Origin of the sequence: Microbacterium rhizosphaerae, assembly GCF_034120055.1 — a bacterium.
Classification (GTDB): Bacteria; Actinomycetota; Actinomycetes; order Actinomycetales; family Microbacteriaceae; genus Microbacterium; species Microbacterium rhizosphaerae.
Genome location: NZ_CP139368.1, coordinates 1,833,087 through 1,853,534, shown reverse-complemented (window position 1 = coordinate 1,853,534; position 20,448 = coordinate 1,833,087). Strand labels below are relative to the sequence as shown.

Below are 20,448 nucleotides of genomic sequence, written 5' to 3'. Positions count from 1 at the left end.
TCGACCCGGTCTCGTCCATGCTCGAGGTGCTCGATCTCGCCGCATCCGACGCCCGCACGACCGAGGACATCTTCACCGGAGTCTCGCAGTCGATGCCGCTCGGCCGCGTCTACGGCGGCCAGGTGCTCGCGCAGTCGATGGTCGCGGCATCCCGCACCGTCGCGGAGGACCGCATCGGGCACAGCATGCACGGCTACTTCCTGAGGCCCGGCGATGCGAGCCAGGGAATCACCTTCTCGGTCGACCGCATCCACGACGGGAGATCCTTCTCGACCCGTCGCACGCAGGCGTACCAGGGCGGCGTGCCGATCTTCTCGATGATCGCGTCCTTCCAGGACGTCGACCCGGGTCTCGAACACCAGAAGCCCATGCCCACGGACATTCCCGCCCCGCGCGAGCTCCCCGCCGTCGAGGACACGCTGACCGGCCTCCACCCGATGTCCAAACGGTTCTACCGCGACCTCCCGGTCGATCTGCGACACGTCCCCTCGCCGATCTACGTGAGCGTGCACGGCGAGCACGTGCCGCGGCAGGCCGTGTGGATGCGGGCACGCCGGCCGCTGCCCGACGACCCGGCGCTGCATCGCGCCGCGCTCGCGTACCTCAGCGATCTGACCATCCAGGAGTCGATCCTGCGGGCGCACGGTGTCTCGTGGGCGACTCCCGGCCTCAAGGTCGCGAGTCTCGATCACGCCATGTGGTGGCATCGGCCCGGCCGCGTCGACGACTGGCTCCTGTACGTGCAGGAGTCGCCCTCCGCGCGGGGCGGCCGCGGCCTCGCGCAGGGTCGGATCTACGCCGAGACGGGCGAGCTGCTCGCGAGCGTGGCGCAGGAGATCACGATCCGGGTGCCCGGCGTCTCCTGACGCCGGGCGTCAGCCGCGGTGGGTGAACGCGACCGGCGATCCCTCGTACGGGCGCCAGGCGGCCCGCTCCTCGGGCGAGAGTCGTAGGGGACGGCCCGTCGCGGCATCCACCTTCACCACCGTCGTGACGGCTCGGGCATAGAGCGTCTGCCCGTTCTCGCCGGCCGTCTCCCGCGGGCTGTAGACCTCGTAGCACACGTCGATGCTCGACCCGCCGACTTTGCCGAACCAGAGCTGCACGTCGAGCGGGTGCCGCTGGTACGGCACCGGCGCGAGGTACTCGATCTCCTGCCGGGCGATCAGGGTCAGGACGCCGGACGCCAATCCGGAGCTCAGCACCGCCGTCGGCGGCGCCTCCTCGCCGGGCTCGGGCAGCCAGAAGATCCGCACGCGCGCCTCTTCGAGCAGCTTCAGCATCGACGTGTTGTTCACGTGATTGAACGCGTCGAGGTCGCCCCACCGCAGGTGGATGGGGATGTGCAGTCGCCGGGCGCCGGCGTCCTCGGGCTGCTCAGTCACGAGTGAGCTTGCGGTAGGCCGTGCGGTGCGGGCGCGCCGCCTCCGGACCCAGTCGCTCGATCTTGTTCTGCTCGTAGGCCTCGAAGTTTCCCTCGAACCAGTACCACTTGTCGGGCTGCTCGTCGGTGCCCTCGTAGGCGAGGATGTGCGTGGCGATGCGGTCGAGGAACCACCGGTCGTGCGTGATGACCACGGCGCAGCCGGGGAACTCGAGCAGGGCGTTCTCGAGCGACTGCAGCGTCTCGACGTCGAGGTCGTTCGTCGGCTCGTCGAGGAGCAGCAGGTTGCCACCCTCCTTCAGCGTCAGCGCGAGGTTCAGGCGGTTGCGCTCGCCGCCGGAGAGGACACCGGCCTTCTTCTGCTGGTCCGGCCCCTTGAAGCCGAACTTCGAGACATAGGCGCGCGAGGGGATCTCCGTCTTGCCGACGGTGATGATGTCGAGTCCGTCGGACACGACCTCCCACAGCGTCCTCCCGGGGTCGATGTTCGAGCGGGACTGGTCGACATAGCTGATCTTGACCGTCTCGCCGATCTTCAGATCGCCGCCGTCCAGCGGCTCGAGACCGACGATGGTCTTGAAGAGCGTGGTCTTGCCGACGCCGTTGGGACCGATCACGCCCACGATGCCGTTCGGCGGGAGGCTGAAGCTCAGGCCGTCGATGAGGGAGCGGCCGTCGAAGCCCTTCTCCAGCTTCTTGGCCTCGATGACGATGCTGCCGAGGCGAGGCCCCGGCGGGATCTGGATCTCCTCGAAGTCGAGCTTCCGCGTGCGCTCGGCCTCCGCCGCCATCTCCTCGTAGCGCGCGAGGCGCGCCTTCGATTTGGCCTGACGGCCCTTCGCGTTCGAGCGCACCCAGTCGAGCTCCTCGGACAGCCGCTTCGCGAGCTTGGCGTCCTTCTTGCCCTGCACCTGGAGGCGCTCGGCCTTCTTCTCGAGGTAGGTCGAGTAGTTGCCCTCGTAGCCGATCAGCCGGCCGCGGTCGACCTCGGCGATCCACTCCGCGACGTTGTCGAGGAAGTACCGGTCGTGGGTGATGGCGATGACCGCGCCCGCGTACTTCTGCAGGTGCTGCTCGAGCCAGAGCACGCTCTCGGCGTCGAGGTGGTTGGTGGGCTCGTCCAGCAGCAGCAGGTCCGGCTTCTGCAGCAGGAGTTTGGTGAGGGCGACGCGGCGCCTCTCGCCACCGGAGAGGTTCGAGACCTCGGCGTCGCCCGGGGGCGTGCGCAGCGCATCCATCGCCTGGTCCAGCTGGGAGTCGAGGTCCCACGCGTCGGCCGCGTCGATCTCCTCCTGGAGCTGCCCCATCTCGGCCAGGAGCGCGTCGAAGTCGGCATCGGGATCGGACATGAGTCCGGAGATCTCGTTGAAGCGGTCGACCTTCGCCTTGATCGCGATGCCGTCCTGGATGTTCTCCAGGACCGTCTTCGTCTCGTCCAGCTCCGGCTCCTGCATGAGGATGCCCACGCTGAACCCCGGTGTGAGCTTCGCATCGCCGTTGGACGGCTGGTCGAGACCCGCCATGATCTTGATGATCGTCGACTTACCGGCTCCGTTCGGGCCGACCATGCCGATCTTCGCTCCGGGCAGGAACGCCATCGTGACGTCGTCGAGGATCAGCTTGTCGCCCACGGACTTGCGGGCGCGAACCATCTGGTAGATGTACTCAGCCATAACCGGTCCAGTCTACGGGGAGGCCAGAAGCCGGTCTCACCAGTTGATCGGTCGCGTGTGCCCCAGAAGGCACGTCCCGCCGGCGAGGACGGGGAGGACGGTGCTGACCGGATCGCCGATCGCCGGTCCCACCTGGCCGACGAGGCAGTGATCGCCCACGCGGACGGAGAACTCGATGCTCTCCGCGGGGTTTCCCACTGTGGAGTTGTCGTTGGTCACCTGCATGGCGCTCTTGTCGAAGCCCACGGCCGCCAGTGCGTCGATGTAGGCCCTCCCCCGCGCCTTCTGCGGCGAGGCCCACACCTGCTCGACGGTCCGGGTGAAGATGGGCAGATTCTGCTCGGCTGTGCCGTCGCCGACGAACGTGGCAGCGGGCTTCGGGGAGACAGCACCATCTGACCCGCTGGAGCCGCCCGACCTGCCGGCCGTCGATTGTCCCGCCCCGGTGCCCGTCGCGGCGGCATCGCCCGGTGCGCAGCCTGCGAGGATGCCGGCGAACAGCACGACGGCGACGACGACCGTGCCCCGCATCCGCCGCCGGGTCTGGGGCGCGCGGTGGGCGGTCGCGGTGGGCACGGCACGAGTCTACGTACGCCGCCTGCTCGCCCACCGCGACCGTCGCGAGGATCAGAAGGGAGCCTCCTCGGAGACGCCCGCGAGCGCGAGCGCCCGATCCGTCTCCGGCAGGAGCTCGTCGAGGCGGCGGCGGGCCTCCTCCGCGTCGACGTCGTCTTCGGTCTCGGCCGGGGCGAGTCCCGGCGCGTTCCAGCCGTCATCGTCCTTGCCCGCCTCGGCGGGCACGGACGCCACCGACCAGCTCTCGTTCGCGCGGGACTCACTGCTCCCGCTCTGCTCGAACCGCCGGAAGACCGACGTGCCCCAGAGCAGGTCGTGCCCCACCGCGTCTGCGTCGATCTCGGCGCTCGTTCCGCGCTTGGTCGGCGTCTCCCAGTCGCGCAGGCGAAGGCGACCCGTGACGATCACGCGCTCACCGCGGTGCAGCGACATGTAGGCGTGCTCGCCCAGGGCTCGGAAGGCGGACACGGTGTACCAGTTGGTCGCCGACTCCACCCATTTCTCGCTCTCCTTGTCGAATCTCCTCTGCCCCGCGGCCACGCGGAACGTCGTGACCGGGATGCCGCTCGCCGTCGTCCGCCGTTCGGGGGCCGTGGCGACGTTGCCCGTGATGGTGATGGTGTCCATGACGCAGTCCTTCCTCCGGGGACCATCCCCGGATGCTCCGGCGCCCCGTGCCCGTTCGGGCGCCGGAGCTGGGTCAACTGTGCGTCCCGGATCCTCGGTCGGCGAAGGACGGCGGGCGATGCGTGGAGAACGACACGCCGCGCCATCGCTGGGGAGGAGACCCACGCGACAGCAGGGCGGGAATGTCGGAGGTCGAATTTATCTTCTATTGATGAGGGGGTTACTGTGACCACGATGATCGAACGGGCGATTCTTCCCGATGAGACCTTGGCGCTCGAGCGGAGCGTCGGCGTCCGCGCCGTTCATGTGGCGCAGGGACGCTGGCGCATGGTGGATGCCGCGGGCCGAGCCCTCGGTCATGTGACGACGGATGCGTCGCCGGCCGGCATCCGCTATCGAGCACAGCGATTCCATGCGCCGACGCGCGTCTTCCGGGACGTCGGGCTGTTCTGGTCGGCCGACGACGCGGTCGCCGCGCTGCGGTACTCGCGTTGACCCGACCGGGCGATGAGCCCGATCAGACCACCGATTCGAGCCGGCCGACGAGGTCGGCGGGCGCTCCGTCGCGGACGCGCTCCCAGCTGTCGGCGAGGATCGCGACAGCGCGCTCGAGATCGGCGGGCGGGACGGTGTACGGCAGCCGCAGGCGGGCGTCGTGGCCGCCGTCGACGCCGAACAGAGGTCCGGCCGACAGCAGGAGTCCAGCGGCGCGGGCGTCGAGCACGAGACTCGTGCTGAGCGGCGCATCCAGCCCGATCCACAAGGCGACCCCACCCCCCGGGCGCGGCACGTCCCATGTCGGAAGCCGCTTGGCGAGCGCGGCGACGGCCGTGTCCCGGCCCGCGCGGAGCAGATCGGAACGCTGCGGGAGGATGAGGTCGAGCGACTCGACGAGGCGCTGCGCGATCGCCTGTTCGAGCTCCGGGGTGCCCAGGTCGTGCGCCGAACGGAGCGCCGCGAGGCGACGGATGAGCGACGCATCCGCACGGATCCACCCGACGCGCAGCCCGCCCCATGCCGTCTTGCCGAGCGAGCCGATGCGAACGAGCTCCACTCCCCGCTCTGCGGCGCCGAAGGGCGGGAGCAGCGGGCCGCGGTCGATGTCGAGGTCGGCGGTCGTCTCGTCGATGAGCAGGACGGTTCCCGACCGCGCGGCCGCGCCGATGATCGCCTCGCGCTCCCCCGCGTCCATCGAGCTGCCTGTGGGGTTCTGGAAGTCCGGCATCAGGTAGGCGACCGTGGGCAGGGTGCGAGCGAACGCCTGCGTCGCCCGGTCGATGTCCCAGCCGGACTCGGCCGACACCGGCACAGGCACCAGACGGGCACCGGCTCGGCGCAGCGCCTCAGCGGCATGCGGATATGTCGGCGTCTCGATCACGGCGCGATCGCCGCGCGAGACGAGCAGGGACGCGAGCAGGTGGATCCCGCTCTGGGCGCCGGGGGTGACCATGACCTCGTCGGGCGTGGTGGGCACACCCGAGCGGGTGTAGCGATCGGCGATCGCCCGGCGCAGGCCCGCGCTGCCGACGATGTCGTACCCGTGCCGCCCCAGGAGCGACGTGGCCGAGGCCATCACGTCGGACACGACGCCGCCGAGGCCCGGCCAGGCCGGTGGGCACGCCTGCTGCAGGTCGAGGTCTCCCTCGCGTGCGCCGAGAGCGGCCGCGCCGCCCGATCGGGCTCCTGGCAGAGTGACGCTGCCGGAGCCGCGGACGCTCTCGATGTGACCGGAGTCCCGCAGACTCCGGTACGCGGTGGCGATCGTCGTGCGGCTCACGTGCAGCGCGATCGCGAGCTCGCGCTCTGCCGGAAGTGCGGTGCGCGGTGCGATCCTGCCGTCCAGGCAGAGCACGCGGATGCCGTCGGCAAGGGCCTCGTAGGCCGGCTCGCGCGTGCGCCACCCGCCGAGCTGCATCGCGAGGGCACGGGCTGACAACCGGGAGTCCATGCATCCACGTTATGTGAATTGGACCGCAATGACCAGGCCAGTCATGCGATTGGATTGTCCCCATGACGCGTCGTGTGATCCAGCTGCTCGTCGGCCTCGCCCTCTACGGCTTCGCGGACGGCCTGTGCGTGCAGGCAGGTCTCGGACTCGACCCCTGGACCGTCTTCGCGCAGGGCGTCTCGGTGCACACCGGCATCGGCATCGGCTGGATCACGAACATCATCGGTCTGCTCGTCCTGCTGCTGTGGATCCCGCTGCGGCAGAAGCCCGGCCTCGGAACAGTCCTGAACATCCTGCTCGTCGGCACGTTCATCCAGCTGACGGTGACCGTGGTGCCCGTGGCATCCGGCCTGCCCGCCCAGGTCGCCATGCTCCTGACCGGTGTGGTCCTCGTCGCCGTCGCGAGCGGCCTGTACATCGGGGCGCACTTCGGGCCCGGGCCACGGGACGGACTCATGACGGGGATGCACGCGCGCTTCGGCTGGCCGATCTGGGCGTGCCGGCTGAGTGTCGAGTCGACCGTCCTCATCGCGGGATGGTTCCTGGGCGGCACGGTCGGCATCGGCACCGTCATCTTCGCGCTGGGGATCGGACCGCTCGTGCACGTCGCATTGCCGCTCTTCGACTCGCGCCGGCGGTGGGGTCGTCGCCCGGCCGGGGTGGAAGGTAGCCTGGAAGGACCTCTCCCCCAGTAGCTCAGTGGATAGAGCAGCGGCCTTCTAATCCGCCGGTCAGGTGTTCGAATCACCTCTGGGGGGCCGCATCCGCCATCGCGCGGCCGCCCCGCCGCCGTGTCCTGCGCCGTCGTTAGTATGGGCCCATGGTGGGAACCTCCGAGAACGACCGGCTCGTCTGGATCGACTGCGAGATGACGGGCCTCGATCCGGAGATCGACGAGCTCGTGGAGATCGCGGTCATCGTGACGGACTTCGAGCTGAGACCTCTCGATGACGGCTTCCAGATCGTGATCAAGCCCGATGCCTCGGCACTCGCGAACATGAGCGACTTCGTCACGAACATGCACCGCACCTCGGGACTCCTCGACGAGATCCCGCACGGCGTCACGACAGCGGATGCCGAGTTCCAGGTGCTCGAGTACATCCAGCGCTTCGTCGTCACCGAGGGCAAGGCCCCGCTGGCCGGCAACACCATCGGGACGGACCGCATGTTCCTCGCGAAGTACATGCCCCGCGTCGACCGGTGGCTGCACTATCGCAACATCGATGTGTCGAGCGTCAAGGAGCTCTCCCGCCGGTGGTTCCCGCGCGCGTACATCCACGCGCCGGTCAAGGAGGGCGGCCACCGCGCCCTCGCCGACATCCGCGAATCCATCCGCGAGCTCGCGTATTACCGCCAGGCGGTGTTCGTCCCGCAGCCCGGGCCGACGAGCGAAACGGCACGCGCTGCCGCCGATGCGGCGGTGTCGTCGTACGCTCCGCAGATGTGAGAGAATCGTTTGGCTGCCCGCGCGAGCGGGCTGCATGGTGGGTATAGCTCAGTTGGTAGAGCACCTGGTTGTGGTCCAGGGGGTCGCGGGTTCAAGTCCCGTTACTCACCCCAATCGAACGGGGCGCGCAGGCGCCCCGTTCGCGTAAGAAGCGAATGAGCGCCGCATGGTGGAGATGGATGCCGAGACCTTCGAGGCGCTCGTGATCGACGAGCTCGACCAGCTCCCGGACGACATGGTCGACGGCCTCGACAACGTCGTCTTCGTCGTCGAGGATCGTCCCGAAGACGGCAGCCTCGACCTCCTCGGCTTGTACGACGGCCTCGCCCTGACCGAACGCGACCGCTACGGTATGGGCGAACTGCCCGACCGCATCATCGTGTACCGCGAACCGCATCTGAGCGCGTGCGACGACGAAGACGAGCTGCGCGATGAGGTGCACACGACGCTCGTCCACGAGATCGGCCACTTCTACGGCATCGACGACGAGCGCCTCCACGAACTGGGGTGGGCATGAGTCCCCGCGCGGTTCCGGATGTCCGGGAGGAGATCGAGCTCGCAGACCTGGCGTCGTCGCCCTGGCAGACGGTGGTGTGGAACGACCCGGTGAACCTGATGTCGTACGTCGTGCACGTCTTCCGGACGTACTTCGGCTACTCGACGCCCGAGGCGACGCGCCTCATGCTCGCCGTGCACAACGACGGCCACGCGGTGGTCGCCGAGGGCGCCCGCGAGCAGATGGAGCTGCACACGCAGGCGATGCACGACTACGGCCTGTGGGCCACGGTGCGGAGGGCGGGATGAGCGATCTCACGGTGGACATGAGCCGGATCGAGGCCGCGCACCTCATGGGGCTCGTCGGCCAGTTCCTCGACGTGCTGGATGCGTCGCCCCCCGGCGACTCGACGGACCCGGCGGTGCACCGCCTGACGCCCGACGCCTACCCGGAGGACGGCGACGCATCCGCCGACTTCCGCTCCATGACCCAAGCGGACCTTCTCGATCGCCGTCGCGGCGACGCTCGCGTGGTCCTCGCAGGACTGACGAACGCGGGCGCCGACCCCGACGCCCTCACCGAGGACAACTCGCTCGACATCGTCTCTCTGCGGCTCACGGTGGACGACTTGGCGTCGTGGCTTCGCGCGCTCGCCGCTCTGCGGCTCGTGCTGGCGGAGCGCCTCGGCATCACCACCGAGGACGATCACGACGACGAGGACCCGCGTTTCGCGATCTACGACTGGCTCGGCTACCGCCTGGACGCGCTCGTCCGGGAGGTCGACTCGCGGGAGGGGTGAACCCCCGCACGCGCGTCCGGTCAGGGGATGCGGAACACGTGCGTCGCGAGCCCCGCGGGCTCATCGCGCGTGAGGTGACGCTCCTCCTGCTCGGCCCAGCGCGTCCAATGCGGGCGGAACGCGTCACCGTCGCGCGTGAGCGCGCGATGCTTGCGGGAGGACTCCGGCGACTCCAGCCACACGCGGATGTCGCTCAGCCGGCTCGTGCGGGCCGTGAGGATGCCGCATCCCTCGACCACAAGCGGAAGCGCGGGATCCACGGCGTGCGCCTCGGCATAGGCGTCGGCATCCCACGCCCATCGCTGCCACGTGCCGACCAGCCCCCGTGCGTGCGGGGCGAGGATCAGCTCACGAGCCGCCTCGACGCCGTCCGCCAGGCCGTCCCAGCCTGGGTAGAGCGAATCGAGCGCCACGTACTGCACAGGCCCTCGCAAGGGCCAGCGGGCGACGAGCTCGCGGGCCAGGCTCGTCTTGCCGGCACCGCTGCGCCCGTCGATGAGCACCACGGGATTCGACGCCGACACCGAGCGGACGGCGTCGACGAGGGTGGATGCGGCGGCATCCAGCGCGATCTGGACCGGGTCGGGATTCCTACTTGAAGGCGCGGATGACACGGCTGAACGCACGGCCGGCACGGCTGATGGCGAAGCCGGCGACGAACAGGAACGGCACGGCGACCGCGAGGAGGGCGATGGGATTCGGCTCGAACCGGACGCTGCCGCCGCTGCCGAGGTAGGCGCCGACGGGGATGGCGTAGCCGCCCCCGCCGCCTCCGCCGTTGCCGGCCTCATCCGAGCCGCCGCCGAAGCCTGACCAGGAGATCGCCACGGGGATGACGGTGACGCCGTCGACGTCCTGCCGCTCCCCGTAGGCGCTCTTCACGCCGAAGTCCGTTGCCTGCCGACCGAGATCGAGTGCGAGATTGGGCATGCGTCCACGGTACCCCGCTGAGGCCCGCCGCGGGGTGGCCCGTCACGGTCTGGGCTCCGGCGGCCGGGGATGGGAGGGCAGCGACCCGCCGCCCCGTGACGGGCCGAGGTGGGTCGCGCGCGTCACGGCACCCCGGCCGAACCGCGCCGTCGCACCGTCCAGCGCATCCTCGACGCGTCGCCAGTCCTCGTCGTCGTCCCACAGCGCGAGGCCGCCGGCCTCGGCGATCTGCAGCCGCTCGCCGCGCACGCCGATGAGCCGCACCGGCAGATAGCGGTCGACGGAGTCGAAGAGCTCGACCGCCGCCGCTCCGATCCGCTGGCTCACCGACGTGGGCTCGGGCAGCGTCTGCGACCGGCTGATCGTCGTGAAGTCGGCGAACCGCAGTTTGAGAGCAACGGTCCTCGCCTCCCATCCACCCTGGCGCAGCCGTGCGCCGACACGGTCCGCCAGCCGCCGCAGCTCGGATCGCAGGATCGCGGCATCCGAGACGTCCTCGTGGAAGGTCTCCTCGTGACCGACGCTCTTCTCGATCCGCTGCGTGTCCACTTCCCGCGGATCGATGCCACGGGCGAGGTGCCAGATCCGGTCGCCCATCGCCGGCCCGAGGGCGCGGTCGAGCACCGCCCGGGGTGTCGCGAGCACATCGGCCACCGTGTGGATGCCGCGACCCTCCAGCGCCTCGGCGGACTTCGGTCCGACGCCCCATAGCGCACGGACCGGGCGGGCGGCGAGGAACGCCTGCGTGTCGGCCCCCGGCACGATCAGCAGTCCATCGGGCTTGCTGATCGTGGAGGCCATCTTCGCCACATGCTTGGTGGCCGCCACCCCGATGCTGCAGGTCAGACCGGTCTCATCGAGCACGCGGGCGCGCAGCATCCGGGCGATGTGTCCCGGACTGCCCCACAGCCGGCGGGCTCCCCGCACGTCGAGGAACGCCTCGTCGATCGACAGCGGCTCGACGAGCGGCGTGACGGACCGGAAGATGTCCATCACCCGCCGCGACAGCTCGACGTAGCGGTCGAAGTGCGGCTGCACGACGATCGCGGTCGGGCACAGCCGCAGCGCCTGTGAGACCGGCATCGCCGAGCGCACGCCGAACCTGCGTGCCTCGTACGACGCGCTGGAGACCACGCTGCGCCCCTCGGGCGCACCGACGACGATCGGCTTGCCCCGCAGGGACGGGTCGTCGAGGATCTCCACCGATGCGTAGAACGCATCCATGTCGACATGCAGGATGCCGGTATCCGTGTCGTCCGCGTCCTCCGGCGAGACGATGCGTCCCGATCCGTCGCCACGTCCCATGGTCCGATTCTCTCCCGCACGACCGACACGCGGCCGCGCCGGCGCCCCCGCTACTGCTGCGCGCGCTCCAGGACGAGCTCGCGCACGCGCGCCGCGTCCGCCTGACCCCGCATCGCCTTCATCACCGCGCCGATCACCGCGCCGGCGGCCTGCACCTTGCCGTCGCGGATCTTCTCGAGCACGTCCGGCTGAGCTGCGAGCGCATCGTCGATCGCGGCGATGAGCGCTCCGTCGTCCGACACGACCGCCAGGCCGCGCGCATCCACGATCTCCTGCGGCGAGCCCTCGCCCGCGATCATGCCCTCGAGCACCTGGCGGGCGAGCTTGTCGGTGAGCGTGCCCGCCTCGACGAGACCCTGCAACCGGGCCACGCTCTCGGGAGTGACGAGGTCGGACGCGTCGCGCTGCTGCTCGTTCGCGACGCGGCTGATCTCGCCGGTCCACCACTTGCGGGCGGCTGCGGGCGTGGCGCCCGCCGCGACCGTCGCCTGGACGACCTCGAGCAGACCGCCGTTCGCGACGTCCTGGAACTCGAGGTCGGTGAAGCCCCATTCGGCCTTCAGACGGCGTCGGCGCACAGCGGGCTGCTCGGGAAGGGCCGCGCGCAGCTCCTCGATCAGCTCGGGCGCAGGAGCCACCGGCAGCAGATCCGGCTCCGGGAAGTAGCGGTAGTCGTCGGCGTCGGACTTCGGGCGACCGGGCGACGTCGTGCCGGTGTCCTCGTGCCAGTGGCGCGTCTCCTGGATGATCGTGCCGCCGGCAGCGAGGATCGCGGCCTGGCGCTGGATCTCGTAGCGGACGGCGCGCTCCACGGAGCGCATCGAGTTGACGTTCTTCGTCTCGGTGCGGGTGCCGAGCTTCTCCTGGCCGCGCGGCCGGAGCGACACATTGGCGTCGCAGCGCAGGTTGCCTCGCTCCATGCGGGCCTCGGAGATGCCGAGCGAGATCACGATCTCACGGATGGCGCGGACGTACGCGGCGGCAAGCTTCGGCGCGCGTCCCTCGGCACCGAAGATCGGCTTCGTCACGATCTCGACGAGCGGCACGCCCGCGCGGTTGTAGTCGACAAGCGAGTACTCCGCGCCCTGGATGCGTCCGGTGGAGCCGCCGATGTGCGTCAGCTTGCCGGCATCCTCTTCCATGTGCGCCCGCTCGATCGGCACCTGGAAGAGTGTGCCGTCCTCCAGTTCGATCTCGACCTCGCCCTCGAAGGCGATGGGCTCGTCGTACTGCGAGATCTGGTAGTTCTTGCCGAGATCCGGGTAGAAGTAGTTCTTCCGGGCGAAGCGGCTCGAGGGCGCGATCGAGCATCCGAGCGCGAGCCCCAGGCTGATCGAGTAGCGCACGGCCTGCTCGTTGACGACCGGCAGGGCGCCGGGAAGGCCCATGTCGACGGGCGCGACCAGCGTGTTCGGCGCCGCGTCGTGCTGCGCCGGATGCGCCGGGTTCGGGGCGGCCGAGAACATCTTGGTCTCGGTGTTGAGCTCGACGTGCACCTCGAAGCCGAGGACGGGCTCGAACTGCTCGAGCGCCTCGTCGAAGTCCATCAGCGCGTCCTTCGCCATCAGCGGGACCCTCCGTTCGCAGTGAGCACCGGGGCCCGGTCCAGCAGGGGGCCGCCCCAACGGTCTTCGAGGATCGCCTCGAGCGCCGCACCCACCCGATACAGGCGCGCGTCCTCGCGGACGGGCGCGAGGAACTGGATGCCGACGGGCAGACCGTCCTCGGCGGCCAGCCCGGACGGCACCGAGATGCCGGGGACGCCGGCGAGGTTCGCCGGGATCGTCGTCACGTCGTTGAGGTACATCTGCATCGGGTCGTCGATCTTCTCGCCGAGGCGGAACGCGGTCGTGGGCGCCGAGGGCGTCGCGATGACGTCGACCTGCGCGAAAGCGGCATCGAAGTCACGCTGGATGAGGGTGCGGACCTTCTGGGCCGAGCCGTAGTACGCGTCGTAGTATCCCGCCGACAGCGCGTAGGTGCCGAGGATGACGCGGCGCTTGACCTCGTCGCCGAAGCCCGCATCGCGGGTCGCGGCCATGACGTCCTCGACGGTGCCGCCGGGCAGGTCGACGCGGAGGCCGAAGCGCACCGAGTCGAACTTCGCCAGGTTGCTGGACGCCTCGGCCGGGAGGATCAGGTAGTAGGCCGCGACGCCGTACTCGAAGTGGGGCGCGCTGATCTCGACGATCTCGGCGCCCTGCGCCTCCATCGCGGCGAGGGCTTCGCGGAACGACGACGAGACGCCCGCCTGGAAGCCGGCATCCGGAAGCTCGCGGATGACCCCGACCCTCAGTCCCTTGAGCACGTCGCCTCGGGCGCCCTCGCGGGCGGCGGCGGCGAACGACGGCCAGTGCTCCTCGAGAGACGTGGAGTCGTGCTCGTCATGGCCGCCGATGACGTCGTGCAGGAGCCCGGCGTCGAGCACGGAGCGCGTGACGGGGCCGACCTGGTCGAGGCTCGAGGCGAGGGCGATGGCCCCGTAGCGGCTGACGCCGCCGTACGTCGGCTTGACGCCGACCGTGCCGGTCACGTGCGCGGGCTGGCGGATGGAGCCGCCGGTGTCGGAGCCGAGGGCGAGCGGAGCCTCGAAGGATGCCACGGCCGCGGCGGAGCCGCCGCCGGAACCGCCGGGGATGCGATCGAGGTCCCACGGGTTGTGCGTGGGGCCGTACGCCGAGTGCTCGGTGGAGGAGCCCATCGCGAACTCGTCCATGTTGGTCTTGCCGAGGGGCACGAGCCCCGCGGCCCGCGAGCGGGCGACGACGGTCGCGTCGTAGGGCGACATGTAGCCCTCGAGGATCTTCGATCCGCTCGTGGAGGGCATGTCGGTCGTGACCAGCACGTCCTTGATCGCGAGCGGGACGCCGGCGAGCGCGTGGAGCTGCTCACCCGCCGCCCGGCGGCGGTCGATCTCGGCGGCGACCGCGAGCGCGCCGTCATTGACGTGGAGGAAGGCGTGGATGTCGGCATCCACAGCCGCGATGCGGTCGAGGTGCGCCTGCGTGGCCTCGACGCTCGACACCTCGCGGGCGGCGAGCTTCTCGGCCAGAGCCGCGGCGGAAAGTCGGGTGAGGTCGGTCACTGCTCTTCTCCCAGGATCGCGGTCACGCGGAATCGGCCGTCGGCGGCGTCGGGGGCGTTCTGCAGCGCCTGGGCGACCGTGAGCGTGTCGCCCGGGACGTCGGGGCGGAACACGTTCTCCAGGGCGACGGGATGGCTCGTGGCGGGGACGTCCGGGGTGGCGACCTCGGACACCTTCGCGATGTTCGAGACGATCACGTCGAGCTGGCCGGTGAGGCGCTCGACCTCGGCATCGCTCAGCTGGATCCGGGCGAGCACACCGAGATGGCGCACGAGATCGGGGGTGATTTCAGACACCGCTCAAGTCTATGGGGCGGGGTGGACACGCTTCATACGGTCCGCCTTCGCATCGAAGGACTGATGAACGGTCCTCTGCCGCATTGTCAATGTCGTACCTTCGTTCTACTCTCGATGCATGGCACTCACCCGCCCCGCCCCCGCCGACCTCGCGCAGCTGCGCGCTCGGCTCGCGCGCGTGGAACGGCGGCAGGCCGACGTCCCCGTCCTTCCGGCGCCGTCGGCGCTCGCCGGAATCCTGCCCGAGCCCGGGCTGCGCCGCGGGTCGGTGTACGCGCTGCCCGAAGCATCCTCGAGCCTTCTGCTGGCGATGCTGGCCGCGCCCTCGCAGGCGGGATCGTGGTGCGCGATCGTCGGGCATCCGGCGCTGGGGGTCGAAGCCGCGGAGGACTACGGCATCGCGCTCGACCGCCTGGCACTGGTCGCCGAGCCCGGTCCGCGCTGGCTGTCCGTCGTCTCGGCGCTCGCCGAGGTGGTGCCGGTCATCGGCGTGCGGCCGGGGTCCGGCATCCGTCCCGCCGAGGCATCGCGCCTGAGCGCCCGGCTGCGCGATCGCGGCGGGGTGCTGCTGGTGACCGGGGCGTGGCCGGATGCGCATGCCGTCCTGGAGGTGGAGAGCCCGGTGTGGTCCGGGCTCGAGGACGGCCACGGGCTGCTCGCCGCGCGCGAGGTGACGGTCAGCGTCGTGGGCCGTCGCTCTCCCGTCCCCCGGCGCGCACGGATGCAGCTGCCCGGGCCGGAGGGTGCCATGGTCGGCCTCTCCCCGGTGATCGCCGACGCACCGCGCATCCCGGCACCTCTCTCGGCGGTGGGGTGAGTCATGCGCAGCATCGTGCTCGAGGTCCCGGACTGGCCCGTGATGGCGTACCTCCGTTCGATCGGCGACGGAGCGAGTGGAGCCGCCGCACCGCCGATCGCGATCGTCCACGGCAACACCGTGATGGCCTGCTCGCCCGCGGCACGCGCGGAAGGCGTCCAGGTCGGGCGGCGGCGGAGGGATGCGCAGGCCCGCTGCCCCGAGCTCCGCATCGTCCCCGAGGACCTCGCCCGAGACCACCGCGAATACCTCCCCGTCATCCGCGCCGTCGAGGAGAGGGCGCCGGGCGTCCACGTCGTGCGGCCCGGGCTGTGCGCGCTCCGCGCACGCGGCCCGGCCCGCTACTACGGCGGCGAGCGCGAGGCCGTGCGCGTGCTGCGGGAGGTGCACGCCGGGCTCGGATTCGCCGAGGTGCGCGGCGGCGTCGCCGACGGCCTGTTCACCGCGGAGCAGGCGGCACGTCGTGCGGGCGGAGACGACCGGGTGCGGGTCATCCCTCCCGGCGCCTCCGCGCCGTTCCTCGCACCGCTGTCGGTGACGGAGCTCGACGACCCCGACCTCGCAGACCTCCTCATCCGGCTCGGCGTGCGCACGCTCGCCGCGTTCGCCGCGTTCGACGAGACCCAGGTGCAGGCGCGCCTCGGCGAGCGGGGCGTGCGCCTGCGGGCCCTCGCCGGAGGCGCAGACTCCAGCCCCGTGACGCCGAGTCCCCCACCGCCGGAGCTCGAGCGGGCGATCGCGTTCGAGCCGCCGCTCGACTCCGCGGATCAGGTGGCGTTCGCGGTCAGGACGACCGCGGAGGCGTACATCGCCGCGGTGGATGTCGCCGGCCTCGTCTGCACGGAGGTGCGCATCGAGCTCACAGACGAGGAGGGCGGCCGCTCCGAGCGCGTGTGGCAGCATCCCGCCTGCTTCTCGGCGGCGGAGATCGTCGACCGGGTGCGCTGGCAGCTGGAGGGCGCGGGCCTGTCCGCGCGGGTCGCGCGCGTGCAGATCGCGCCGGAGGCGGTGGATGCGGCGAACCGCCATCAGCCCGGCCTCTTCGGCCGCGGCAGCGACGAGCGGCTGCACCACGCGCTGTCCCGCGTGCAGGCCCTGCTCGGGCACACCGGTGTCGTGACCCCCGCGATCGGCGGTGGCAGATGGCTCGCGGAACGGCAGGTGCTCGTGCCATGGGGGGATCGGGGTCCGTCGCCCGAGGTGCGCAGCAGGCCCTGGCCAGGATCCCTCCCCCGGCCGCGGCCCACGACGGTCTTCCCCCGCCCGGTGCCCGTCGAGGTCCGTGCGGCGGACGGCGGTCCCGTGGAGGTCGACGACCGCGGCATCCTGAACTCCGCTCCCGACGTGCTCCTGACCGACGGGACGACGAACACCGTCGTCGCCTGGACCGGCCCCTGGCCGATCAAGGAACGGGAGTGGGATGCCACGCGCCGTCGCCGCGCCGAGCGCTTCCAGGTGCTGGACGACGAGCAGAACGCGTGGCTGCTCGTCCGGGAGGACGGCCGCTGGTGGGCAGAAGGCCGGTATGACTGAGAGCCGGCATTCCTGGTCCCCGAGCTCGCCCAGGGGCGACTGATGGGCTTCAACAATCCTCCGATCTCCTGGTCCGAGCTGGAGCACGCCCTCAGCGGCACTCGGCCGAACTCCACGCCCGCCTATGCGGACGGCGGCGACAGTCCGGCCTGGAGCCGCAAGCGCGGACCGTACGTGGCTCCCCGGATCGAGCGTCCCGACGACGCCGTGCCGTACGCGGAGCTGCACGCCCATTCCACGTACTCGTTCCTCGACGGCGTCTCCTCCCCCGAGGAGCTCATCGAGGAGGCCGAGCGCCTGGGGCTCAGCGCGCTGGCGATCACCGACCACGACGGCTTCTACGGAGCATCCCGCTTCGCCGAGGCGGCGGAGTCGCGCCAGGTCCGGACGGTCTACGGCGCCGAGCTGTCCCTCGGCGATCTGGACGGATCCCCGAGCCCGTCGCGGGGCGGCGAGCCCGACCCCGTCGGGACGCACCTGCTCGTGCTCGCGAGAGGCGAGGAGGGGTATCACCGTCTGTCCGGCGCCATCACGCGCGCACAGCTGCGGGGCCGGGAGAAGGGGCGACCGCTCTATGATCTGGGCGACCTGTCCGACAGCGGGCGCGGGCACTGGGCCGTGCTCACGGGATGCCGCAAGGGCCCGGTCCGTCGCGCACTGCACGAGTCGGGGCCGGATGCCGCCGCGCACGCGCTCGACCAGCTGACAGCACTGTTCGGGCGCGACGGCGTCTACATCGAGCTGTTCGCGCACGGCGACCCCCTCGACGACCGGAGCAACGACATCCTGGCGGGACTCGCCGCCGACCGCGGCCTGCCCGTCCTCGCGTCGGGGAACGTCCACTACGCCACCCCCGACCGCACCCGCCTGGCGAGCGTGGTCGCCGCCATCCGCGCCCGCCGCAGCATGGACGACCTCGACGGCTGGCTTCCCGCCCACGGCGGTGCGCACCTGCGCTCCGGCGCGGAGATGACCGCGCTGTTCGCCCTCTATCCGGGTGCCGTCGCACGCACCGTCGAGCTCGCCGAGGAGCTCGCGTTCCCGCTCGCCCGCGCCCGCCCGGCCCTTCCGAAACAGGAGGTGCCCGAGGGCCACACGCCGATGTCGTACCTGCGCACGCTCGTCTGGGACGCCGTGCCCGAGCGCTACCCGCGCCTCGACGACGACGGCCGCAAGCGGATCGCCCACGAGCTCGACGTCATCGAGCAGAAGGACTTCCCCGGCTATTTCCTCATCGTCCACGACATCGTCGCCGAGGCGCGACGGCTCGGCATCCTGTGCCAGGGGCGGGGGTCCGCCGCATCCAGCGCCGTCTGCTACCTGCTGCGCATCACCGCGGTCGACCCCATCAAGTACAACCTGCCCTTCGAGCGCTTCCTCTCCGCGCTGCGCGACGAGGAGCCGGACATCGATGTCGACTTCGACTCCGATCGCCGGGAGGAGATCATCCAGTGGGTGTACCGCAGGTACGGGCGCGAGCGCTCCGCCCAGGTCGCGAACGTCATCCAGTACCGGCCGAAGAACGCGGTGCGCGACGTCGCCCGAGCCCTCGGCTACTCCCCCGGCCAGCAGGACGCCTGGTCGAAGCAGGTCGAGCGGTGGGGTGCGTCGCTGTCGACGGATGCGTCGCACGACATCCCCGCCCAGGTCATCGAGTACGCCGGCGAGCTGCTGAAGGCACCGCGGCACCTCGGCATCCACTCCGGCGGCATGGTGCTCACCGACCGTCCGGTCGGCGAGGTCGTCCCCATCGAGCACGCCCGTATGAAGGACCGCACCATCATCCAGTGGGACAAGGACGACTCCGCCTGGATGGGCCTCGTGAAGTTCGACCTGCTGGGCCTCGGGATGCTGTCCGCCCTGCAGCACTGCTTCGATCTGATCCGCGAGACCACCGGCGAGACGTGGGGGCTCGACGAGATCCCGAAGGAGGAGCCTGCCGTCTACGACATGCTGTGCCGCGCCGACTCCATCGGCGTCTTCCAGGTGGAGTCGCGAGCCCAGATGGGTCTTCTCCCCCGGCTGCAGCCGCGCGAGTACTACGAGCTCGTGATCCAGATCGCGCTCATCCGCCCCGGTCCGATCCAGGGCGGCGCCGTGCACCCGTTCGTGCGCCGCAAACTCGGTCAGGAGCCGGTCACCTATCCGCACGAAGACCTCAAGCCGGTGCTCGAGCGCACCCGCGGCATCCCGATCTTCCAGGAGCAGCTCATGCAGATGGGCATGGTGATCGGCGATCTCAGCGGAGAGGATGCGGATCTCCTCCGCCGCGCGATGGGATCGAAGCGCGGGGTCGAGCGGATCGAGTCCCTGAAGGCGAAGCTCTACGCCGGCATGAAGCGGCATGATCTGACGGATGCCGAGGCCGATGCGATCTACACCCGCATCCAGGCGTTCGCGAACTTCGGCTTCGCCGAGTCGCACTCGCTGTCGTTTGCCCTGCTCGTGTACGCGAGCTCGTGGATCAAGCTGCACTACCCCGCCGCATTCCTCACCGGACTCCTGCGCGCCCAGCCGATGGGGTTCTACTCCGCGGCGACCCTCGTCGCCGACGCGCGGCGGCACGGTGTCGAGGTGCTGCGACCGGACCTGCGCCTGTCCGGCGCGCTCGACGGAATGGAGGCGCTCGCCGACGGCGGCCGTCCCGGCCCCACCCTCGCTCCGCACAGCGCCGGCGCGCCGCGCGGAGGGGGCGCAGGTCCAGGGCTCGACTCCTGCCTGGAGCGCGACCAGCCTCCGATCGGCGACTTCGACCGGAGCGCTCCCGACGTGTCCGCCTCGCATCGCCGGGACAGCGCCTTCGCCGTGCGGCTCGGCCTCGCCGGGGTGAAAGGCGTGGGAACGGCGACAGCGGAGCGCATCGTGGCCGAACGGGAGGCGCACGGCCATTACCTCGACCTGAACGACCTGGCGCGACGCACCGGCGCCACGGCTGCCCAGCTCGAGGCGCTGGCGACCGCCGGGGCCTTCGACTGCTTCGGCCTGACCCGCCGCGAGGCGATCTGGCTCGCAGGATCGGCCGCACAGGAGCGGCCGGAGCTGCTCCCCGGCACCGCTGTGTCCGTGCAGCCACCGCTCTTCCCCGACCCGACGAGCTTCGAGGTGCTCGCCGACGACCTGTGGGCGACCGGGGTGTCGACCGACGACCATCCGATCGCGCACTTCCGTCCTGCACTGGACGAGCGCGGCGTGCTCCCCTCTGCGGCCCTGCGGACCGCGGAGACCGGCAGACGCATCGAGGTGGCGGGACTCGTGACGCACCGGCAGCGGCCGGCCACGGCGTCCGGCATCACCTTCCTCAACCTCGAGGACGAGCACGGGCTCATCAACGTCATCTGCTCGATGGGGGTGTGGACCCGCCACCGTCGCGTCGTCCGCGACTCCCATGCGCTGATCGTCCGAGGGATGCTCGAGCGCTCTCCCGAGGGGGTGACGAATCTCCTCGCCGACGGCTTCGAGGACCTGCAGGTCGGTGTGCGCCATGCCTCCCGCGACTTCCACTGAGGTCGACAGACGGCACCCTCACCGCAAC

At 70.8% G+C, this 20,448-nt stretch carries 21 protein-coding genes and 2 tRNA genes; 12 read left to right on the top strand and 11 right to left on the bottom strand.

Annotated features, from left to right (window positions below):
• The first annotated feature begins 17 nt into the window (after window positions 1-17).
• Complete coding sequence (locus SM116_RS08150; RefSeq protein WP_320944132.1) at window positions 18-866, top strand: acyl-CoA thioesterase; 849 nt, start codon at window positions 18-20, stop codon at window positions 864-866.
• A gap of 9 nt (window positions 867-875) precedes the next feature.
• On the opposite strand, the gene SM116_RS08145 is transcribed toward SM116_RS08150, so the two are convergent.
• From SM116_RS08145 to SM116_RS08130, 4 genes are read right to left on the bottom strand one after another with little or no spacing between them, the layout of a single operon-like run.
• Complete coding sequence (locus SM116_RS08145) at window positions 876-1,385, bottom strand: acyl-CoA thioesterase (RefSeq protein WP_320943942.1); 510 nt, start codon at window positions 1,383-1,385, stop codon at window positions 876-878.
• A complete protein-coding gene (gene ettA / locus SM116_RS08140) occupies window positions 1,378-3,057 on the bottom strand; it encodes an energy-dependent translational throttle protein EttA (RefSeq protein ID WP_320943941.1) in 1,680 nt (559 codons plus the stop codon). Before ettA ends, SM116_RS08145 begins: the two co-directional genes overlap by 8 nt.
• A 36-nt stretch (window positions 3,058-3,093) precedes the next feature.
• On the bottom strand, window positions 3,094-3,633 hold the full coding sequence (locus tag SM116_RS08135; protein ID WP_320943940.1) for a DUF6993 domain-containing protein: 540 nt from the start codon (window positions 3,631-3,633) through the stop codon (window positions 3,094-3,096).
• 51 nt (window positions 3,634-3,684) lie between these two features.
• The gene (locus tag SM116_RS08130) at window positions 3,685-4,260 is read right to left on the bottom strand and encodes a single-stranded DNA-binding protein (RefSeq protein WP_320943939.1); all 576 of its coding nucleotides are present in this window, start codon (window positions 4,258-4,260) and stop codon (window positions 3,685-3,687) included.
• Window positions 4,261-4,494: 234 nt separating this feature from the next.
• Between SM116_RS08130 and SM116_RS08125 the strand changes: the two genes are divergently transcribed.
• Window positions 4,495-4,755, top strand: a complete 261-nt coding sequence (locus SM116_RS08125) for a hypothetical protein (RefSeq protein WP_320944131.1) — start codon at window positions 4,495-4,497, stop codon at window positions 4,753-4,755.
• 22 nt (window positions 4,756-4,777) lie between these two features.
• On the opposite strand, the gene yczR is transcribed toward SM116_RS08125, so the two are convergent.
• Window positions 4,778-6,208: a MocR-like transcription factor YczR gene (gene yczR, locus SM116_RS08120; protein ID WP_320943938.1), complete on the bottom strand. Its 1,431-nt coding sequence runs from the start codon at window positions 6,206-6,208 to the stop codon at window positions 4,778-4,780.
• A gap of 62 nt (window positions 6,209-6,270) precedes the next feature.
• Between yczR and yczE the strand changes: the two genes are divergently transcribed.
• The 7 genes from yczE to SM116_RS08085 all read left to right on the top strand — a co-directional run bounded on the left by yczE (window position 6,271) and on the right by SM116_RS08085 (window position 8,950).
• On the top strand, window positions 6,271-6,903 hold the full coding sequence (gene yczE, locus SM116_RS08115) for a membrane protein YczE (RefSeq protein ID WP_320943937.1): 633 nt from the start codon (window positions 6,271-6,273) through the stop codon (window positions 6,901-6,903).
• A tRNA-Arg gene (locus SM116_RS08110) sits at window positions 6,894-6,966 on the top strand. The genes yczE and SM116_RS08110 overlap by 10 nt, the downstream gene beginning before the upstream one ends.
• Before the next feature lie 62 nt (window positions 6,967-7,028).
• Window positions 7,029-7,655, top strand: coding sequence for an oligoribonuclease (orn, locus tag SM116_RS08105; RefSeq protein ID WP_320943936.1), 627 nt, complete (start codon window positions 7,029-7,031; stop codon window positions 7,653-7,655).
• A 37-nt stretch (window positions 7,656-7,692) separates the two neighbouring features.
• A tRNA-His gene (locus SM116_RS08100) sits at window positions 7,693-7,768 on the top strand.
• Window positions 7,769-7,821: 53 nt separating this feature from the next.
• Window positions 7,822-8,172 carry a metallopeptidase family protein gene (locus tag SM116_RS08095; RefSeq protein ID WP_320943935.1) on the top strand — a complete coding sequence of 117 codons (351 nt, stop codon included), beginning with the start codon at window positions 7,822-7,824 and terminating at the stop codon, window positions 8,170-8,172.
• Window positions 8,169-8,459 (top strand): ATP-dependent Clp protease adapter ClpS, encoded by a 291-nt coding sequence (gene clpS, locus SM116_RS08090; RefSeq protein WP_320943934.1) that lies wholly within the window; start codon window positions 8,169-8,171, stop codon window positions 8,457-8,459. Before SM116_RS08095 ends, clpS begins: the two co-directional genes overlap by 4 nt.
• Complete coding sequence (locus SM116_RS08085) at window positions 8,456-8,950, top strand: DUF2017 family protein (RefSeq protein ID WP_320943933.1); 495 nt, start codon at window positions 8,456-8,458, stop codon at window positions 8,948-8,950. Before clpS ends, SM116_RS08085 begins: the two co-directional genes overlap by 4 nt.
• 20 nt (window positions 8,951-8,970) lie before the next feature.
• Here SM116_RS08085 and SM116_RS08080 read toward each other — a convergent pair whose 3' ends face one another.
• From SM116_RS08080 to gatC, 6 genes are read right to left on the bottom strand one after another with little or no spacing between them, the layout of a single operon-like run.
• On the bottom strand, window positions 8,971-9,564 hold the full coding sequence (locus SM116_RS08080) for a nucleoside/nucleotide kinase family protein (RefSeq protein WP_320943932.1): 594 nt from the start codon (window positions 9,562-9,564) through the stop codon (window positions 8,971-8,973).
• Window positions 9,542-9,880, bottom strand: coding sequence for a hypothetical protein (locus SM116_RS08075; protein WP_320943931.1), 339 nt, complete (start codon window positions 9,878-9,880; stop codon window positions 9,542-9,544). Before SM116_RS08075 ends, SM116_RS08080 begins: the two co-directional genes overlap by 23 nt.
• A gap of 42 nt (window positions 9,881-9,922) precedes the next feature.
• Window positions 9,923-11,185: a DNA polymerase IV gene (locus tag SM116_RS08070; protein WP_320943930.1), complete on the bottom strand. Its 1,263-nt coding sequence runs from the start codon at window positions 11,183-11,185 to the stop codon at window positions 9,923-9,925.
• 50 nt (window positions 11,186-11,235) lie between these two features.
• The gene (gatB, locus tag SM116_RS08065) at window positions 11,236-12,750 is read right to left on the bottom strand and encodes an Asp-tRNA(Asn)/Glu-tRNA(Gln) amidotransferase subunit GatB (RefSeq protein WP_320943929.1); all 1,515 of its coding nucleotides are present in this window, start codon (window positions 12,748-12,750) and stop codon (window positions 11,236-11,238) included.
• Window positions 12,750-14,270, bottom strand: a complete 1,521-nt coding sequence (gene gatA, locus SM116_RS08060) for an Asp-tRNA(Asn)/Glu-tRNA(Gln) amidotransferase subunit GatA (protein ID WP_320943928.1) — start codon at window positions 14,268-14,270, stop codon at window positions 12,750-12,752. The genes gatB and gatA overlap by 1 nt, the downstream gene beginning before the upstream one ends.
• The gene (gene gatC / locus SM116_RS08055; protein ID WP_320943927.1) at window positions 14,267-14,566 is read right to left on the bottom strand and encodes an Asp-tRNA(Asn)/Glu-tRNA(Gln) amidotransferase subunit GatC; all 300 of its coding nucleotides are present in this window, start codon (window positions 14,564-14,566) and stop codon (window positions 14,267-14,269) included. Before gatC ends, gatA begins: the two co-directional genes overlap by 4 nt.
• Window positions 14,567-14,684: 118 nt before the next feature.
• On the opposite strand from gatC, the gene SM116_RS08050 reads away from it, so the two are divergent.
• From SM116_RS08050 to SM116_RS08040, 3 genes are read left to right on the top strand one after another with little or no spacing between them, the layout of a single operon-like run.
• Entirely contained in the window at window positions 14,685-15,383 is a 699-nt protein-coding gene (locus tag SM116_RS08050; RefSeq protein WP_320943926.1) for a hypothetical protein, read from the top strand.
• Window positions 15,384-15,386: 3 nt separating this feature from the next.
• Window positions 15,387-16,916, top strand: coding sequence for a DNA polymerase Y family protein (locus SM116_RS08045; protein ID WP_320943925.1), 1,530 nt, complete (start codon window positions 15,387-15,389; stop codon window positions 16,914-16,916).
• Window positions 16,917-16,958: 42 nt separating this feature from the next.
• Entirely contained in the window at window positions 16,959-20,420 is a 3,462-nt protein-coding gene (locus tag SM116_RS08040; RefSeq protein WP_320943924.1) for an error-prone DNA polymerase, read from the top strand.
• Window positions 20,421-20,448 lie beyond the last annotated feature (28 nt).

What these genes read in the sequence shown, in the direction of transcription:
- SM116_RS08085 (WP_320943933.1), top strand. Translation starts at nt 8,456, where the DNA reads ATGAGCGATCTCACGGTGGACATGAGCCGGATCGAGGCCGCGCACCTC.
- SM116_RS08125 (WP_320944131.1), top strand. Translation starts at nt 4,495, where the DNA reads ATGATCGAACGGGCGATTCTTCCCGATGAGACCTTGGCGCTCGAGCGG.
- SM116_RS08095 (WP_320943935.1), top strand. Translation starts at nt 7,822, where the DNA reads ATGGTGGAGATGGATGCCGAGACCTTCGAGGCGCTCGTGATCGACGAG.
- SM116_RS08045 (WP_320943925.1), top strand. Translation starts at nt 15,387, where the DNA reads ATGCGCAGCATCGTGCTCGAGGTCCCGGACTGGCCCGTGATGGCGTAC.
- orn (WP_320943936.1), top strand. Translation starts at nt 7,029, where the DNA reads ATGGTGGGAACCTCCGAGAACGACCGGCTCGTCTGGATCGACTGCGAG.
- SM116_RS08150 (WP_320944132.1), top strand. Translation starts at nt 18, where the DNA reads ATGCTCGAGGTGCTCGATCTCGCCGCATCCGACGCCCGCACGACCGAG.
- yczE (WP_320943937.1), top strand. Translation starts at nt 6,271, where the DNA reads ATGACGCGTCGTGTGATCCAGCTGCTCGTCGGCCTCGCCCTCTACGGC.
- yczR (WP_320943938.1), bottom strand. Translation starts at nt 6,208, where the DNA reads ATGGACTCCCGGTTGTCAGCCCGTGCCCTCGCGATGCAGCTCGGCGGG.
- SM116_RS08050 (WP_320943926.1), top strand. Translation starts at nt 14,685, where the DNA reads ATGGCACTCACCCGCCCCGCCCCCGCCGACCTCGCGCAGCTGCGCGCT.
- clpS (WP_320943934.1), top strand. Translation starts at nt 8,169, where the DNA reads ATGAGTCCCCGCGCGGTTCCGGATGTCCGGGAGGAGATCGAGCTCGCA.
- SM116_RS08130 (WP_320943939.1), bottom strand. Translation starts at nt 4,260, where the DNA reads ATGGACACCATCACCATCACGGGCAACGTCGCCACGGCCCCCGAACGG.
- gatB (WP_320943929.1), bottom strand. Translation starts at nt 12,750, where the DNA reads ATGGCGAAGGACGCGCTGATGGACTTCGACGAGGCGCTCGAGCAGTTC.
- SM116_RS08040 (WP_320943924.1), top strand. Translation starts at nt 16,959, where the DNA reads ATGGGCTTCAACAATCCTCCGATCTCCTGGTCCGAGCTGGAGCACGCC.
- SM116_RS08070 (WP_320943930.1), bottom strand. Translation starts at nt 11,185, where the DNA reads ATGGGACGTGGCGACGGATCGGGACGCATCGTCTCGCCGGAGGACGCG.
- ettA (WP_320943941.1), bottom strand. Translation starts at nt 3,057, where the DNA reads ATGGCTGAGTACATCTACCAGATGGTTCGCGCCCGCAAGTCCGTGGGC.
- SM116_RS08075 (WP_320943931.1), bottom strand. Translation starts at nt 9,880, where the DNA reads ATGCCCAATCTCGCACTCGATCTCGGTCGGCAGGCAACGGACTTCGGC.